The following is a 17784-nucleotide window of genomic DNA, read 5'->3' as shown; positions in this document are numbered from 1 at the left end:
ACACCGCAATACAAAAGAGGCTATTTACTCACCCGCACCCTGTACATGGCTGTTTCCGTGTCGTTCGTATCCACCAGAACCAGCAGCCCATCGATGGCGACTGCCTGCACATCCACTGCCTTCCAAACATTGGAAGACAGGTTGGTGCAGGCCAGCAGCGTGTATGTGCGCCCGGCTTTGGCAACGACTGAAACCGCCGGACCGGCCGCTCCATCAATCACAAAATAGTCCTGTCCGTCGACCGGATCAGTCAGCGCGATATGCTCGGCGAGTGTGTCATAGCCGTCGGCATCGAGATCCCATGCCGATTCAAGTGCATCGTGTGGGTCGAAGCCGTACTGAATTTCCCACTCATTGGAAAGGCCGTCGCCATCCGTATCGGACGAAACAGGATTCCAACCGTTGGAAACTTCCCGCGCATCGCTCCAGCCGTTGTTGTTGGAATCGGTATCAGCAAAGTCCGGCAGGCCGTCACCATCGGAATCGGCGGTAGATTCCAGAGCGTCAGCGATGCCGTCTCCGTCGAAATCGCCGGCAGGGCCAAAATACATATAATCGATTTCAAAGTCGTAAGCGGTTGACGAGCCGACGGGATCCAGTCGCCAGCCGGTAATGTTGGCTCCGCACCAGTTCGTATCCGCAGAAAGGTCAAACTGATAAACGGAAAACTCACCGGAAGCCGTCACCGAAAACGAGATAGGTTGAGTCTGATTGAACGTACCTCCTGCCTTGCGCCAGAACAACTGCCAGCTGCCGGACTTCGCCGTCTTGATTCGGAGAATACAGGTTTCCTGCCCGTCCCCGTAGGTGTTGACGTTCAGGTTCTGAATTTTTGGATCCAAACCGCTCACCGTTCCGCGGCAGACTCCATCGGTAATCTGAAATGCATCAATTTGCTCCGATGTGAAATCAGGATCCGGAGCATTGAACTCATAACGGAGTGCAATATCGGCCAAATTGATTTCATCCCAACTGCTGAGCGGCAGGTACGACAGGTACGGATCAAACTGCACGGCCTCGTTGGTGGTTCCATAATCGCGCAGAACATACCAGGATGGGCGGCGGCGGAACAGCTGTGCCCCGTCAATGTCCGGATTATCGGCCCACAGGCCGAAACGCAAATTGCCCTCGAGTGAGAGGTCGACCTGTCGGTGATACAGATAAGCCTCCATGTTTGGGATCTGCTCAACGATTTTGTGCGAATAGGCCATTGCAGCAGCCTGAATGGCTTCATCTTCGGCGTCGCCATCGACGGCCACATGGAACCCCTGTTCGCCGAGGTTGATGCCGCGCACCTGCCCGTTATAGAGCATGGATTCCTGCTGCAGATAACGGCGGGCCACCTGCAGGTTTTTGAAGGTGACATATTCCGTATCGAACGAATCAACCGGACCGGGATCATCCCAGAACGTGGGATCAAGCAGGCTTTGCGGATACGGGTGAAGACAGAGTGCCCATGGGAAGTCGCCCTCCTCTTTGGCGCGCGCTGCAAACAGATCAAGGAAGTCGCGCATATTACAGGCCTTCAATGCTCCGACATTTCCGCCCAGCATGTCCCAGTAATGAGTAAACGATAGATAGATTCGGTAATCGGGATGCTGCGAGCGCAGCGCGAGGTCGGCGATGCGACAGGAAACGAGGTAGATTTCCACCACCTCTTCCATTTCCATTTCGCCGACGTTGTACCAGCTCCAATGCTGGTCCAGTTCGTTTCCAACGGTAAACCGATACAGTTCCCCGTTTACGCCGGATGGATCGGAAAAGTAACGGCCCAGGTATTCCATCGTACCTCGATAATACGCCAGTCCAACCGGGTCCATCACGTTATGAGCAACAGAAAACGAGTTTGGAGAACTAGGGGAAGACAGCGGGTTGCGCAACGGGTTGAAACGTTGATCGGCCGTCCCTTCATCAAGCCAATAATCCCCTAAAGAATTCAGCGAGGTAATGATCGTGGCCATACCGTTGGCTGTGACATACCGAATATCCTCTCCCAGGTTATTGTGAACATAGTTTGCGTTAATACCGACATCAAACTCATCCACCGCCCAAGTCGTACTGGGAGACAGAGACAGATTCAGCGCGTTTTTCTGCAGAAAATTCATCTTGTTTTTCTGGATGCCCAGATCGGTTTTGTCGGTCAGAACCGATCCGTCCGTTCCCTTGAATCCGCCGCCGTCGGAAAGAGAATAAGTCCGGTCATCCTCAAACGTCCAAACCTGCCCGCCCTCACACAGCGGCCGCGACGGTGTAAACAGCGCATCATCAGAAACAGCAAGCCAGTCCAGCTCAAAAGTTCCGCCGGCAAAATCCGAAGCCTGAGAACCCGCAGTGCCTGCGTTGGGAACATCGACGCGAATTCGAACATCCCCGTGCCATGTCAACGTACCGATTGAACTGTCCAGTGTCGTCCGAAACACATGCCACTCCCCGTCCGGAATCAGTACATCGCCCTGCCGGGCAGGGCCGTCCTCTCCCAACACAAAACCAAACACACCAAGCGATACCGTTGACAACCCGCCAGTATAGCCGCTGATCCGGTATTTCATCGCAAATTCCTGTGCAACATCCATATCGATGCGACGCGCTCCGCTCTCCTGAACCCCCGGATCCCAGGTTCCTGCAGGCAGCTGATAGTGTACCGACAGAATCCCGTTGGAAACCGCTGCGGCAGTCACACCGTTGGCCGTATTCAGTGAAGACCAGTTCTGCAGTGAATCCTGACGATAAGACAGCCCGGACAGGTCCGTCACATAACGGGCACTCCCAACCTGATTGGTCGCCCCATCAGTCAGAATATACTTGGAGTAAAGTCGGTCGCGCACCCCGTTATAGCGCGGCAAAACAATTTCCGGCTGCGCGCTTCCCGACCAGGACGGTTCCGGCATTCCCAGATCGATAAACACATCCAAACCCGTATGATGGCGGTCGCCGGAAAAATCATTTCGATATGTCACCGCCACCCAATCGATATCAACCACGGCATTCGAATTGATGGCATAGTCCTGAGCATTTGCCGGATCAATCCGCAACGAGCGCGTTCCGCTCCAGTTCATGACATCTGCGCGCACAATGTGCCACTCGCCGTCTGCCGGCACATTAAAATCCTGATAATCCGCAGTAAGAGGCAGACCGAAAATCCGGAACGGCATATCCGCCCCGCCCTGTGTGCCGCTCACTCGCACACGCATGCTGAACTGGCCCACATAATCGGCATTGATTGGATAATCCGGAAAATAAATCTGGGGATCGAACGGACTTCCGTTCAGAAACGTCATCCGCAGAAACCCGTCATTGGACAAATCCAGCTGCTGACAATCCGCCCGATTCTGAACCAGTCCGCGCAAAGGATTCAATGTATCATAGGGCTCAATTTCCAGAAGTTTGATACTGCCGGAAACCGACTCATCAAGCTGAATTGTAATGTCAGAATCAGAAGTTTTAATCAGCGTCATTCCGGCCCCGAAAACCGGCAGGATTCCGGAAAAAACCAATATAAGAAACACAAAAACATTTACAGAAAAAATACGCATTACCACCTCTCATTCAACACATACGTATAATACTGTAAACTGTATCACTCAAGAACAAAAATAAACAGAGGCGATTCCGCCACAGGAAGCCGCTAACAATCAAAATCTGCAGAAATCCGTTTGAGCAGAGATTACCGTGCAGACAGCCCCGCGCCCTGAAGCACATCGAAACCATCTGCAAAACATGTCCCGTTTAGAAATAAACAATGCGTTATCATCCGTAGCCACCAGATTCCACCGCCGGCATCACTCCCGCTGGCGGTGTCGAACCAATTGTTCGGGGTGGCGACGTTTCCCTGATAAACACAGCTTGCGCCGAAGGATCCCCCACACGGCACCGAACCAATCAGATGAACAAGCTTTTACGGTATCCGGCAACGCCGCAATACAAGAGAGTCTATTTACTCACCCGCACCCTGTACACGGCTGTTTCCGTGTCGTTCGTATCCACCAGAACCAGCGGACCATCAACGGCGACCGTCTGCACATCCACCGGATTCCAGACATTGGAAACCAGATTGGCTGCCGCAAGCAGCGTGTAGGTGCGCCCGGCCTTGGCATCGACCGTAACAACGGCTTCGCCAACACCATCGATTACGAAATAGTCGAGTCCGTTTTCCGGATCGGTCAGGGCAATGTGTTCAGCGAGCGAGTCGTAACCGTCGCCATCGAAATCCCACTGCGCTTCCAGTGCGTCATGCGGATCAAAGCCGTATTGAATTTCCCACTCATTGGACATGCCGTCGCCATCCGTATCATCAGACGCAGCATTCCATCCTCTGGAAGCTTCACGGGTGTCGCTCCAGCCGTTGTTGTTGGAGTCGGTGTCGGCAAAGTCCGGCAGGCCGTCGCCATCCGAGTCGGCGGAAGATTCCAGAGCATCTGTAATGCCGTCACCATCAAAATCTCCGGCGGGGCCGAACTTGATGTAATCGAGTTCAAAGTCATAAGCAGTGGTCGAACCGACGGGATCCAGTCGCCACGCTTTAAGATTCTGACCGACCCAAAGAGCGTTGGTCGACAAATCAGCGGAGACAATCTGAAAAACAGTGGATGCGGAAACCGGGATCAGAGCTGATCGGGCCTGAGCAAACGCGACATCGCCGGCGTTTTTCCAGAACAGCTGCCAGTTGCCGCTGCGCTCGGCTTTCAGACGCAGCAGCAAGGTTTCCTGTCCGTCACCATAGGTGTTGATATTGGCGTTGATCATCTGCGGGTCGTTGGTGGCGACTGTTCCATAGAAGACACCGTTGGCAGTTCCAAACATTGGAAGTTGGATCGTGGTAATGTTCGGATCCGGTTCATCGAAGTCATAATCGAGTTTGATATCGGCCAGATTGATGTCGTCCCAGCTGCTGATCGGCAGATATGCCAGATACGGATCCAGAGTTGCTGACTCATTATCAGTGCCGTAATCGCGCAGCACATACCACGACGGACGCCGGCGGAACAGCTGTTGGCCGTCGACATCCGGATTGTCCGCCCAGATACCAAAGCGCAGGGTTCCCTCCAGCGAATGGTCGACCTGACGATGGTAGAGGTAGGCCTCGATATCCGGCACCTGCTCAACAATTTTATGGGAATAAGCCATTGCCGCCGCCTGGATGGCTTCATCTTCGGCGTCGCCGTCGACGGCCACATGGAACCCTTGTTCGCCGAGGTTGATGCCACGTACCTGTCCATTATAGAGCATGGACTCCTGCTGCAGATAGCGCCGCGCCACCTGCAGATTTTTGAAGGTCATATATTCTGTATCAAACGAATCCGTCGGCCCGGTGTCATCCCAGAAGGTGGGATCAAACAGGCTTTGCGGATACGGATGAATGCACAGCGCCCACGGGAAATCGCCCTCTTCTTTGGCGCGTGCGGCGAACAGATCGAGGAAATCGCGCATATTTGCGCACTTCAACGGATCCGCGATGCCGCCGAGTTTGTCCCAGTAATGAGTGAACGAAAGATAAATGCGGTAATCGGGATGCTGCGAACGCAGCGCCAGGTCGGCAATGCGGCAGGAGGTGAGATAGATTTCCACAACCTCTTCCATTGTGATTTCACCGAGGTTATACCAAGCCCAGTGCTGATCGAGCTCGTTACCGATCGTAAAACGATACAGCTCGCCGTTCTTGCCGGACGGATCCGAAAAATATCTGCCGAGGTATTCCATCGTGCCGCGATAATGTGCCAGCCCGACCGGGTCCATCACATTATGCGCCACCGAAAATGTGTTGGGTGCGTTCGTGGAAGAAAGTGGATTACGCAGTGGATTGAAACGCTGATCGGCAGTGCCTTCATCGAGCCAATAATCCCCCAGCGAATTCAATGAGGTAATAATCGTTGCCATGCCGTTGGCAGAGGCATAACGAATGTCATCTCCCATATTGTTGTGAACATAACTGGCATTGATACCGATATCGAACTCGTCCACCGCCCAGGTTGTCCCCGGAGAAAGAGACAGATTAAGCGCATTTTTCTGCAGAAAATTCATTTTGTTTTTCTGAATGCCCAGATCAGCTTTATCAGTCAGAACCGTCCCGTCCGTTCCCTTAAACCCACCGCCGTCGGAAAGCGCAAAGGTACGATCATCCTCAAAGGTCCAAACCTGCCCGCCATCGCACAGCGGTTGCGACGGTGTAAACCGTGCGTCATCGGAAACCGATACCCAGTCGAGTTCAATGCTGCCGCCAATGAAATGGCTCGACGGATAGTTGCCCGGATCACTGTTGGGCACATCCAGGCGGATTTTTACATCGCCGTGCCAGCTCAGTGCTCCGACAGACTGATCCAGCCGCGTGCGGTACACATGCCACTCGCCGTCCGGAATCAGCACATCTTCTTGACGCGCCGTGCCGAGCTCACCCAGCACAAATCCGTAGAGCGCCATCGGCACGGTCGAAAAACTGCCGCTGTAACCGGCAATGCGATACTTCATCGCAAATTCTTTGGCGACATCCATATCCACCCGCAACGGCGCACCGTCCTGAACTCCGGGATCCCATGGCGAGCCCGAAGTCGGGGCCTGGTATTGCGCGGCTAAAATGCCACCGGAAACCACCGGCTCCATGATACCGTTATTGACATTCAGCGCAGTCCATCCCTGCAGCGAGTCTTCGCTGTATAAAAGCTCGGACAGATCGGTTACAAACCGCGCATGACCGATCTGATTGGTTCCGGCATCTGTTAAAATGTATTTGGAGTAAAGCCGGTCGCGCACCCCGTTGTATCGTGAAAGCACGATTTCGCGTTGAGCCGTTCCGGACCAAGACGGCTCCGGCATTCCCAGGTCGATAAATACATCAAAGCCGGTGTGGTTGCGACTGCCGTCAAAATCGTCGCGATAGGTCACCGCCGCCCAGTCGATATCTACTACGGTATTCGAATTGACAGCAAAGCTCTGCGCATTAGCCGGATCGATCCGCAATATACGGGACGTTCCACTCCAATTCGTCGTCGTCATGTCGACGCGGACAATATGCCAGGCCCCGTCCGCCGGAACCAAAATGTCCTGATAAGCCGGAAGCCCGAAAATTCGAAACGGCATATCCGCCCCACTCTGCGTCCTCGAGACCCGGACACGCATCGAAAACTGTCCGACATAATCTGCATTTACCGGATAATCTTTAAACTCAATTTGCGGATCAAATCCGGCCGGTGCGGGGTCGATAAAGGTCACCCGGAGAAATCCGTCGTTCGACAAATCCAGCGCCTGACAGTCCGGCCGGTTGCTCGTCAATCCCCGCAGCGGGTTGAGCGTATCGTAGGGCTCAATCTCCAAAAGATTCACCGTGCCTGAAACCGCTTCGTTAAGCTGAACCGTAATGTCAGAATCAGAAGCCTTAATCAGTGTCATTCCGGCGCCAAAAACCTGAGGATTTCCGAAGAAAAGGCTCCCAAACAGCAACACAAAATGAAACGAACAAAGCCTCATGCCCCCACCTTTCTTTTGAACCAAATTTATAGCGCTGTAAACAGTGTCATTCAAGATCAAAATGAAATAACCACCCGACCTGGCGCGCACCTCTATTCGCAAAAGCGGTAGTTAAACCGTCCGCCGGGCGCGGTGTCGCCGCAGGTATAAAAATCCATGATATCGCCGAGGCGGTTCAGGTTGTCCACCCACTTGAATTCAAAATCGAGGGTGTCGCCGAATTTCTCCCGCTCAATGGCGAGCTCGAGCGTGTTGTCCTCGAGTTTCCAATAGTTGGAACTGCGGAAATCAACCGTCAGGTCGTAGCCTTCCCAGCCCGTTTTTCTGGAACGGTCGGTGTCGATCAGAAGCAGCATCCACGAGTCACCTTCCGGCGGCGTCAATGGCGCGGCGGTTTCAACGCGAAAACGCACAAATTCGGAATCGTGCATGACAGCTGTCTTGATGATATCGTTGCGACCCTGTTGGTCGATGTAGTGCAGCTTGTCGCCCCACCCCGGATGGTCGCGGTGCATGGTATCGCCGCGATAGTCGGAGTAGGTTCCCGATGTGTCCGGAGCCTCCATTCCCTTGAATTTCCGAACATTGGAAACCAGCTGGTAATAATAGAGATCGCCGTAGCCTCCCTTCATCGGTTCAATGTCGCGGCTGTGCTCAACATCGAACAAATCGACAAATACGACCGGGGCTTCATAACCGTTGAATGCGTTCAGGCGCATGGCGACCCATTCGTTCCAGCCGGTCACAAAGATCAGTTCCGGGTCTTTCTCCAACGCGTAATCCCACTGCTCCTCAAAGTTAAACCCATACTGGTAAGCATCCGGGCGCGTATCGTCTTTCCCTTTATGAAAACTGCGTCCCTGCGCGTCGGGATGGCTGAGCGCCGACAGTTTCCCTGCTACGGCATTCTGCGCAACAGCAACCGCCATCTGTTCGGGATGCCTTTTGGTGCCGCCAAATGAATGCTGCGGACAAACCTGCGCCCAGCTCCAGTGGTCGGGGCGCGACGGCCCGTCGAAGTAAGTCGGCATGGGCGCGCGAAAAGTGAAAAAGTCCTGAATCTCATCCGGTACATTCTCGGGATACGCCATAATCAGCGGCTTACCTTTCCAGTGAAACCAGAGGTTTTCATACAGCCCCGGCCCATAGAGGTCGTTATAAATTTCAACCACCTCTCCCGGCCAATTTGGGCCGAAGCGGCAGAGGAAAGCAATCTTCGGGACATCCACTCCATCCCGCTGTGCCTGATCAAAGGCCCGGCACAGCGCCATGTAGCTTTCCTTGTAAGTAAAGTTGTTGCTGCAATCGAAAACGATCACATCAATATCCGCATCAGCCAGCATTTCGGCATGTTTTCGATAGACCCACTCATCGGTTGACCGATAATAGCCGAACAGCGGTTCGGAAAAATGATGATAATGACCAGGCGGGCCCCATGCCGGATGATCGGCATCCTGACGCGCCTCCGGGTGCTCAGCCAGAATCTTTGTGATATCGTGCGGGCCGGTTTTCGAATGCTGGTATTGCCAAAGAAAATAAAACATCGCCACATAGCGATCTTTTCGCGGAGCGCCGACTTCTTCATGCGTCGGCAGCTTGCGCCCCAGCGAATCCGTCGCCGGCCATGGGTTTGCAAAAACCATGCCCGCAAAAACAACCCCGCAACCGAGTAAAACTTTTATCTTCATTTACTTCAGCTCCTCGCGATAACGACGCCATTGACTGCTTATTTTTTTGAACTGCACAGTAAATTCAGGGTTCCCTGCAAGATTATGCATTTCCATCGGATCATTTTCTAAGTCATAGAGTTCTTCCGACTGCGGGCCGGACTGATCGATATAGTTGATGTATTTCCAACGGCGGGTGCGCACACCTTCCGAGCGTTCAATGTGATTCGGCGGCTTCGGCCCATGACCGTACAGGTGCTCCATGAAAAAGGAGTCGCGCAGAGGCTGCGCTGGATCGGTCAGCTGCAACAAAAGACTCTTACCCTGCATGTCCTTCGGCACTTTGATCTCCGCCAAATCAAGCATGGTTGGAGCCATATCAATCAGCAGCGCCAGCTCGTCGCTCGTCTGTGCCTGCACCGGGTTTCGCGGATCGTAGAGAATCATCGGAATATGCGCCGACTCTTCGTAGAGCAGCCATTTCCCGTCAAAGCCGTGTTCGCCGAGAAAGTGTCCGTGGTCGGAGGTGTAGATGATGACGGTGTTGTCATCCACATCATGCTCCTTTAAGGATGCCAGAATTTTGCCCATGCAGATATCGATCCCGGCGATCAGGCGGTAATAGTGACGCATCTCCTCCTGCAGCATTTTTGGATCGCGCACCAGCTTTGATCCGCGCTGCGGATTCATCAGCGAGTTTTTGAGAAAGTCCGGGCGGTTCTCCGCATCGGTGACATCAACCGATGCCTTGACCGGCAGCGCAACTCCCTCGAACAAATGCTTTACCTCATCCGCATAATCGCCCCACGGGCCATGCGGCGCCTTCAGGCTGATCGAAAGGCAGAACGGCTTGTCCGCATCGCGCTGCGATAGGAACTGCTCCACCTTTTGCGGAATCACGTGGATTTCCTGATGGATCGGGTCTTGGATGTTTTTGCGACCGACCCGAGTCTGCTCTCCTTTGGCGCCGCGCGCATCGGGCGGACAGTCGCATTGGAATTCCGTGCGATCGGTCGTACCGTTGTTTTTCACAAACCGGCAGTCACGCTCATGCCAGTAGTTGGACTGATGCATTGAACCGCCCCAGAAATCGAAAAAGGAGGAAACGCGCTGAAAGTATTCCTGATTCTGCTCATCGGTGCCCCACTTGCCGATAAAACCGGTGTAGTATCCGTTCTGCTGCAGGATGCCCGGATAGGTTTTTCCAAGGTCTGGAACCTGGGTGAAAAAGTCATGCACACCGTGACGGCGGGCATACTGACCGGTCAGAACAGAGACGCGACTGACACAGCAGATCGGTGTGGTGGCAAACGCCTTGCTGAAACTCACCCCCTGCTCGGCCAGCCTGTCGATGTTCGGTGTCTTCAGCACCGGATTGCCAGTGCAGCCCAGCGTGTCATAACGCTGGTCGTCCGCCATAATATATAATATATTAGGTTTTTTTTCTGCAGCTGCCTGGCCCAACCCGACAACCAAACCGATCATGGCAGCCACTGTTTTATACCTTATTTTCCCACTCTTTTTCATCTCTGTCTCCCCAACGGCTTAGATTCCACAGCAATATCGCCATTCGCGACCGAATGGAAGGCTTTCGACAAGCCATGGATGAGGCAGGATTCACCGCTGCCCCGGATCTGACACGCATCATACGTCCGGAAGACATCGCACTCATGGGTTTCAACGGCATAGACCTGTTCAGCGAAAAAGCCGCCCGGCTGTCCACCGTAAAAATTCCTTTCTATCAAATGGCCTACAAGGCCACGGAAAAACTGCTGGAGGTGTTGGAAGGACAAAAGCCCTACACTCCCGGCTTCTATGAAGTTCCCGCAGAGCTGGTCATTCGCGAATCGACCTTTAGAACTAACGAAACACGAATGCCTTTTCGTTAAAAAGCCCACTCACAAACGGCTTCACCTGAGCTGTTAAAAACTCTAATCCAATCAATTTCCATACGACCCGGACCGCGTGATGGATCGAGGCGTACGGCATTCAGCATATCCACCGGAATGCTTACCTCATATTCATGATATGCACCGTCGTGATGGACCGGAAATGACACCGTGCGTCCGGCGGCTGCCGGTTTGTTATAATACACTGTTCCGGTCCCTTTGGAATCGGACTTCATGCTGAAACAAATTCTAAACGGCCCGCCTTTAACCGCATCAAACCTCTGCGCACTCAAAAACGGGTCTTCACCGCGACTGTTGACAACCAGAGTTCCTTCTCCCTGCTCCAGAGAGCAGGTTCCGGCCCCGATCCATCCGGCCACCTCCCCTTTCAGTTTCTGCTTGTCTTTCGGCACCCCGATATTTTCCGGTGCGTACATTTTCGGATTAAACTTCGGATTGGGCTGCGGAACCACCGCGCCGGATTCTTCAATATAGTTTTCGATCATCCGATCGAGCGTTCTGACTTTTTCCGGATAGGACGCCGCCAGATTATTTTTCTCCCCGATGTCTTCCTTCAGATTATACAACCGATAATCATGCGCGCCGTTTTCTCCCTGACAGAACAGCCGGATCAGCTTCCAGTCTCCGGAATGGACCGACATCGCCGGCGGCAGCCAGTCCGGAATCGGAGGTGAATGCGGAAAATAGGTAAAGATGGCATCGCGCCCCAGCGTGCCGCCTTTCAGTGCCGGCATCAGATCGACACCGTCAATCGGCCAGTCTGCAGGGAGATCAATATCGAGACCGTTCAGCAGTGTGGGATAAAAATCGGACAGTTGAATGATTTCATCGCAGCGGCTTTCCGGCGTCGTGACGCCCGGCCAGACGACTACACACGGCACACGAATTCCGCCCTCAAACATCGTCGCTTTTCCGCCGCGCAACGGCGCATTGCTGGTCGGGGTTTCACCTTCGACCTCGTTGTACATATTGCCCCCGTTATCCGATGTAAAAACGATAATTGTTTCATCGCTCAGTCCGTTTGCGTCAATGGCATCGAGCAACGTGCCGACCGCATCGTCGAGCGAATGCACCATTGCCGCATAAACCGGGCAGCGTTGCGGATCGTTGGGGTTTATTTCCTTGCGGTATTTCTCAATCAGCTCTTCCTTGGCATCAAACGGCGCATGAACCGAGAATTGCCAGTAGTTCATAAAAAACGGCTTTTTGCCTACCGAACCCAGCCATTTTACGGCCTCTTCGGCCATGCGGTCTTCAATGTGCTCTTTCGGCGATTTGGGCTGCAGCCGCGGGTAGCTCCACGGCGCAACAAAACTGCCCTTCGGTCCCGGACCGTGCCAGTGCGGGATGTCGACATCAAAACCGTGCTCCAGCGGGCTGTACGGCTCCGGACCAAGGTGCCATTTTCCAAAATGCGCGGTTTTGTACCCGGCATCCTGAACCATTTTTCCAAGGGTTGGAAAAGCCGTGTCGAGGCGCGTCACCGACTCGGTCTCAAGCGCCTTGCTGCCGGGCGGAGCCGACGGCTTAACCGAGGGCTCCATCCGCATGGTCCCAAGATGGTGCTGCGGCGCAGTCGACCCGTGACGTGCGGGTGTCTGCCCGGTCAGAATACTCGCGCGTGTCGGCGAACAGAGCGGGCTGTTGGAATGCGCCCGCGTAAACGTCATACCGCGCTTCGCCAGCCGCTCAATATTCGGTGTTTTGTAAAGGCTCGTATGCCCATACAGCGTGGTATCCGACCATCCCAGATCATCCGCCAGAATAAACACCACGTTCATCGGCTTGTCCGCCAACGCGCAAGCTGCCATCGCTGAAATTCCGAAAAAGCACTTCTTAACCATATCAAACCTCCAAAACCAAACACTGTAAACAGTTTCATTGAATCATAAAATTCTACGGAAACCAGTTATTTATTCATGAATCGAACAAAACATTCCAAACAGTACCGAAACGGACCGAAATTATTTTCGAAATCGACACAGTTTGCGCCGAATGCGAAGTCCACCTTCCCTTATTTTCTTCAGACACTCAGATACTGGACAAATAAAGTTTTCACATATCACAATAATTACGATTCAACCACACACACCTAAATATAACGCGACTATCTTTGTTGAAATTAAATTTAACAAAACTTTGACACTAAACAATTGATTACTGTAAACAAGAGCATAATCTTATAAAATAAGGCGTTAGTAAGACGAAACGCACTACGCTTTCACCCAACACGGAGAAACGCGATGATACAAAAAGACATAAAAGATTATCTCATCACGGCCCTTACAATGGCCTGCCTGCTCGGTCAAATCGGCAGAGGAGCCGTGATAGCTCCGAGCAACCCAACCGTTACAACGCATAGCATAACCTATAATAACATTACACTTGGCATCACCTCCTATGGTGGAGGGGCCATTAACCAAATTATTGTTGGCGGCACCGATCTTATGGGACCGAATGCGGATATGTATGGTCGTATGGGCCAGAGCTCCATTCGTGATCGCCTACACTCCGACAGGTATAATCCCACACAGGCAGGCTTCAATGAAACTCTAGGCACACCTTCGACAATTATAGCCAACAGTTCTGTAATGGCTATTCAGTCTCGTCCGTGCGCCCTCTGGCATGGAGACGGGTTGTACGACTTCACCCGCTGGGAAAACATCGGGGCCGACCCGTACACAAACGACAACGGCAACAGCGATACCGATCCAATAGACGAAGAAAACCTGCCTGGAAAACAAGATGCGGAAGTTAAAAGTGAATTTGACTATTGGGGTAGATACGAACGGGTCCAGGGAATAACATATGATATACCGATTTTCCGACACATGTTCACCTATTCGCTGGTACGCGGACCGTCAGGGGAATGCTTCCGTCAATTTGGGCCAGGAGCGACAGTGCTGGACCCAGTCAATGGATCTGTAACCGACATTTCCAATACAAACCCCTCAGGCAGTCATCCAGACTTGACTTACTACCTGTCGAACATCAGCTGTTCGATGGCAGTGCGATTTGACACAGATCGATCTCCTTTCACAGTCACACGATGGATTGATAACAACGGAAACTGGCAGATGGCAGATCGCTCCGGCAACTGGTTGAATGTTGTCAATGTCTACAACAACCAGACGTTGCGCAATCGGACTGCTGATGACTATGGAACCGGACTGGAAAGCTACGGAACTCCAGGCAAGCGGCTTTTGATTCTGGCACAAAATCAAGATATCGGCGGCAACAAGATGGCTATAGGATGCTATTATCCCGCAAGCGGCTTCAACAACACATGCATCGTAGGTCGAAACCGGTCCACAGGAGCTGTACTTTACACCGATGACCGTGTATACGGTGCCGAACTGCGAGACTCTCTGCGCACATCTACCTTGGAGTGGTTTGGAGCACGATTCGTTGCCACGGGAATGCTTCATTTGGTTACTCTTGAGTCTCTGAATGCCTATGAAGAATTCCGGGGAGACGTTTACTTCCTGTTTGGAAATCCCACGCAAATACGCCAAGTATGTGAAAATGACCTATGGGGCCTGTAAATTCGACCATGAAAACAGGCAGAAATATTGCAGTTGTCATGGCACTTGTTCTTCTGACAGGAATGCTTGCATTCTTTCTACTGCCAGACAGAAGCTCCGATCCTGAACATTCTCCGGCTTCATCAGAAACAGAATGCGTCACCCCGGCATTTTCCACCCCCCTTCCGCTGCAGGAAACTGCCGAAGAGGATAAAAAGAAAAACCAAGAAGACAGATTATTTTCTGCCATGCAGGCCATCATCGATACCGACGACATCAATGCAGAATACCAGCTTCACCTGCTGATCCAGAAAATGTCGCCGAACGATATCCCGATCTACCTAAAAGCAGTCAACCGGATTGAAGATTTCCGCTATCGTCGTCGCGGACTGATTGCCGTGCATTATCGCTGGATCGATTTTGATGCAGATGAATCCATGAACTATGCACTGGCCAGCTGGGATACAAATCTACGGGACGATTGGTTTGACGTGTTGGTGAGAAGATCAGCAGAGCTGGCTCCCTCCCAAACGATTGACTGGCTGGCCCAGTCCAAGGAAGCATTTGTTTTGGAGGCCTATGACCGACTTATCGCTGCGGCCATTACCGGAATGGCTGAATCTGACTTGAAGCTATCCGGCGAAATGCTGGAGTGCATCACCGATCATGAAACACGTTTCGGAGCGGCAGCCGCGATTGCTGGTCAACTTCCGGAAGAGGAAGCTCTTGAATGGCGGGACTCGCTGCCGTCGAATGATCTGCGGGAAGTAGTCACTTTCAGCATACTCGCACGAAAAACAGATGAAAATCCTGCAGAAGCACTGAACGAACTGGCGGCGAACCACAGCCGAGATCCCCGCTACCAGGATCTTGTGGTATCGGGACTCCAGAAACTGATAGAAAAAAATCTGGAAAGCGCATACGGGTATTTCGAATCGTTCGTTTTTACCGAGAATGAGTTCACTCCGCTGATCTTCAGCCTTTATCATCAGCTCTACTCAGAAAATCCTGCCGCAATTAAAGCATGGCTGACAGAGATAGACCAAATGGGAATGTTAAGCGAAAATGCCCGCGAGTATCTTTCAAGGCAATTGGAGCCGACCGACCCGGAATTTGCCAATACTCTGCGAGGCAATCCTTGACGGAATTGGGTCATCATCAGAAATGAATTGCCGAACTCAATATCCAGCTTACTCTGATATTGTCCGTTTATTGAGCCGTCGCACTGCGGTGCCGCCGTGTTGCCGCCGTCGGCCATACGCACACCGCCCCACCGCGTCGATGTTCAGACTTTTTGAATCACTGGAAATGCCCTGCACCCAAAGGGGCATAACTGTGATCGTCCGTATAGATCAATAGAATATTCCGGGTGTGTGACACTCCACCCGCAAAAAAACCGGAAACAGAAAAATAACGATTATTTTCGTCATCATCACTTCTCCCATACATACCGGAAACGATTGTTCGGTGCGGTATCTCCATGGTCCTGAAAATCGAGAATATCGAGCGGCTCGGGCATATGATCGAACCATTTGATTTCCAGGGCTCGAAAACTTTTTCCAATCATTGAAACCGGCACAGTGAACGAAACCGTTTTCTCCGTTGTTGAAGCCGAAACCGCCGCAACAGTTTTCCACTCGCCATCCTCGAAGGCAAGAAAGTCTGCAGTGTCCCGATCCTTTGGACGAATCCGAAAGTGGAATCCTTCCCACCCGTCATCTCTTTCGCGCGAATTGCGAATAAGCAGGTTCATCCATGTGGTTCCCTGAGGGGGCGGCAGAGCCTCCGCAGTTTCAGCGGTAAAAATCAAATTGGTTTCTTCAAGAGAAACACCACAGGAAACTATATCATTGCGGCCCCACTCGTTGACGTATGGACCAGCCGAGGCATAGCCGGGATGGTTGCGGTGGCGTGTGTCGCCGGCATCATCGCGCCAATTGCACTTGCGATCGACCCCTTTGAATTTCCGAATATTGGAAACCATCTGATAATAATAATTGTCTTCAAACCCGCCACGCATCGGTTCGCAGTCGCGGCTGTATTCGATCGAGTACTGGTCGATAAACCAATAGCCGCCCGGCTCGACCGTTGTGTTGGCATAGGCGCGTGACTGTTTGCCGCCATACGCCAAACGCTGGGCAACCCATTCGTTCCAACCGGTGATAAAAACAAACTCAGGATCAATTTCAAGCGCCCGGTCCCACTGCTCCTGGAAATAGGTTCCAACCATTGAATTCTGCTGTTCGGGATACGGCTGCTTGCCGTTTTTGTGGCTGCGGCCGGTGCGATTGACCGGGTGGGCGGCGGCAGACACCGGAACATACTCCGGTTCGTCATCATCTTCGTGCCAACCGTAAGTCTGCGGCGACCGATCGATCCATGCCCATTTGTCTTTACCGTCTTCAAACCAGTCGGAGCCGGGACCCTTGCACCACGCCCACGAACGGCGGATGGTAAAAAAGTCGAGAATCACCTCCGGCAGCTCCGTCGGGTTGGTCATCAGGAGCGGCTTACCTTTCCACTCGAACCAGAGCTCCCGGTACAGGCCCGGCTTGTAGAAATCGTCATACACCTCGCGTGTGGTTTTGACGTGATTGGAATTGAACAAAAAAGAAACCTGCGGCGTTTTGCCGCCTTTGGAGCGGATATTGGAATATACCTCGCACAGCTTGAGATAATGATCCTTGTAGGTGTAGCCGTTGGTCACATCAAAAATCACCACATCGACCCCGGCGTCCGCCAGCATCTGCGCATGCTTGGCAATCACCCATTCGTCATCCATCAGGTAGTAACCGAAGCGCGGCTCGCCCCACCAGTGGAACAAGTTCTTTTTCCCCCACTGCCGCCCGCCCTCCGGCTGCTGCAAAATTTTTGTGATATCATGCGGCCCGGCCTGCTCGTGGCCGCCCAGCCAGAGAAAATAGAAAATGCCGACAAACTTATCGTCACGAGGTCGGCCGCACTCCCTGTACCCCGGCAGCTCGCGCCCCAGCCCGTCGGTCGCCGCCCACGGCTCAATTTCCAGCTGGGAAAACCCCGAAAATATCGCAAATAAAACGGCGCCAACAATCCATTTCAGACGTGCTGTAATCATGGTCACCAACATAACGCCCCGCAACTAACATGACAAGGAGAACACACACCACTTTGATTTGCGAATTGACTCAAATTAAATGATACCGTAGCGCCCGACCGGACGCGGGCTCAACGGATTCGTTGACTCAT

9 protein-coding genes are annotated in these 17784 nt (G+C 52.7%); 3 read left to right on the top strand and 6 right to left on the bottom strand.

The features are described from left to right. Window positions 1-20 precede the first annotated feature (20 nt). From GT409_RS11660 to GT409_RS11645, 4 genes are all read right to left on the bottom strand, one after another. Window positions 21-3533: a DUF5722 domain-containing protein gene (locus GT409_RS11660; RefSeq protein WP_160629251.1), complete on the bottom strand. Its 3513-nt coding sequence runs from the start codon at window positions 3531-3533 to the stop codon at window positions 21-23. A 397-nt stretch (window positions 3534-3930) separates the two neighbouring features. Beyond that, window positions 3931-7380, bottom strand: a complete 3450-nt coding sequence (locus GT409_RS11655) for a DUF5722 domain-containing protein (protein WP_160629250.1) — start codon at window positions 7378-7380, stop codon at window positions 3931-3933. 170 nt (window positions 7381-7550) lie between these two features. Further along, complete coding sequence (locus GT409_RS11650; RefSeq protein ID WP_233231545.1) at window positions 7551-9146, bottom strand: hypothetical protein; 1596 nt, start codon at window positions 9144-9146, stop codon at window positions 7551-7553. Further along, window positions 9147-10652 (bottom strand): sulfatase family protein, encoded by a 1506-nt coding sequence (locus GT409_RS11645; protein ID WP_160629249.1) that lies wholly within the window; start codon window positions 10650-10652, stop codon window positions 9147-9149. A gap of 74 nt (window positions 10653-10726) precedes the next feature. Here GT409_RS11645 and GT409_RS11640 point away from each other — a divergent pair, with 74 nt between their 5' ends. Next, entirely contained in the window at window positions 10727-11014 is a 288-nt protein-coding gene (locus tag GT409_RS11640; protein WP_160629248.1) for a substrate-binding domain-containing protein, read from the top strand. Here the strand turns inward: GT409_RS11640 and GT409_RS11635 are convergent. Then, window positions 11011-12879, bottom strand: a complete 1869-nt coding sequence (locus GT409_RS11635) for a sulfatase (RefSeq protein ID WP_160629247.1) — start codon at window positions 12877-12879, stop codon at window positions 11011-11013. The genes GT409_RS11640 and GT409_RS11635 overlap by 4 nt on opposite strands. A gap of 399 nt (window positions 12880-13278) precedes the next feature. On the opposite strand from GT409_RS11635, the gene GT409_RS11630 reads away from it, so the two are divergent. After that, entirely contained in the window at window positions 13279-14580 is a 1302-nt protein-coding gene (locus tag GT409_RS11630; protein ID WP_160629246.1) for a hypothetical protein, read from the top strand. A gap of 38 nt (window positions 14581-14618) precedes the next feature. Next, entirely contained in the window at window positions 14619-15701 is a 1083-nt protein-coding gene (locus GT409_RS11625; RefSeq protein WP_160629245.1) for a hypothetical protein, read from the top strand. A gap of 290 nt (window positions 15702-15991) precedes the next feature. Here the strand turns inward: GT409_RS11625 and GT409_RS11620 are convergent, their stop codons facing one another. Then, window positions 15992-17653 (bottom strand): hypothetical protein, encoded by a 1662-nt coding sequence (locus GT409_RS11620; RefSeq protein ID WP_160629244.1) that lies wholly within the window; start codon window positions 17651-17653, stop codon window positions 15992-15994. Between the last annotated feature and the right edge of the window lie 131 nt (window positions 17654-17784).

The organism is Tichowtungia aerotolerans (genome assembly GCF_009905215.1).
In the GTDB taxonomy this organism is placed as follows: Bacteria; Verrucomicrobiota; Kiritimatiellia; order Kiritimatiellales; family Tichowtungiaceae; genus Tichowtungia; species Tichowtungia aerotolerans.
Note: the sequence above shows the minus strand (reverse complement) of the source record. Positions and strands in the feature narration are given on the sequence as shown.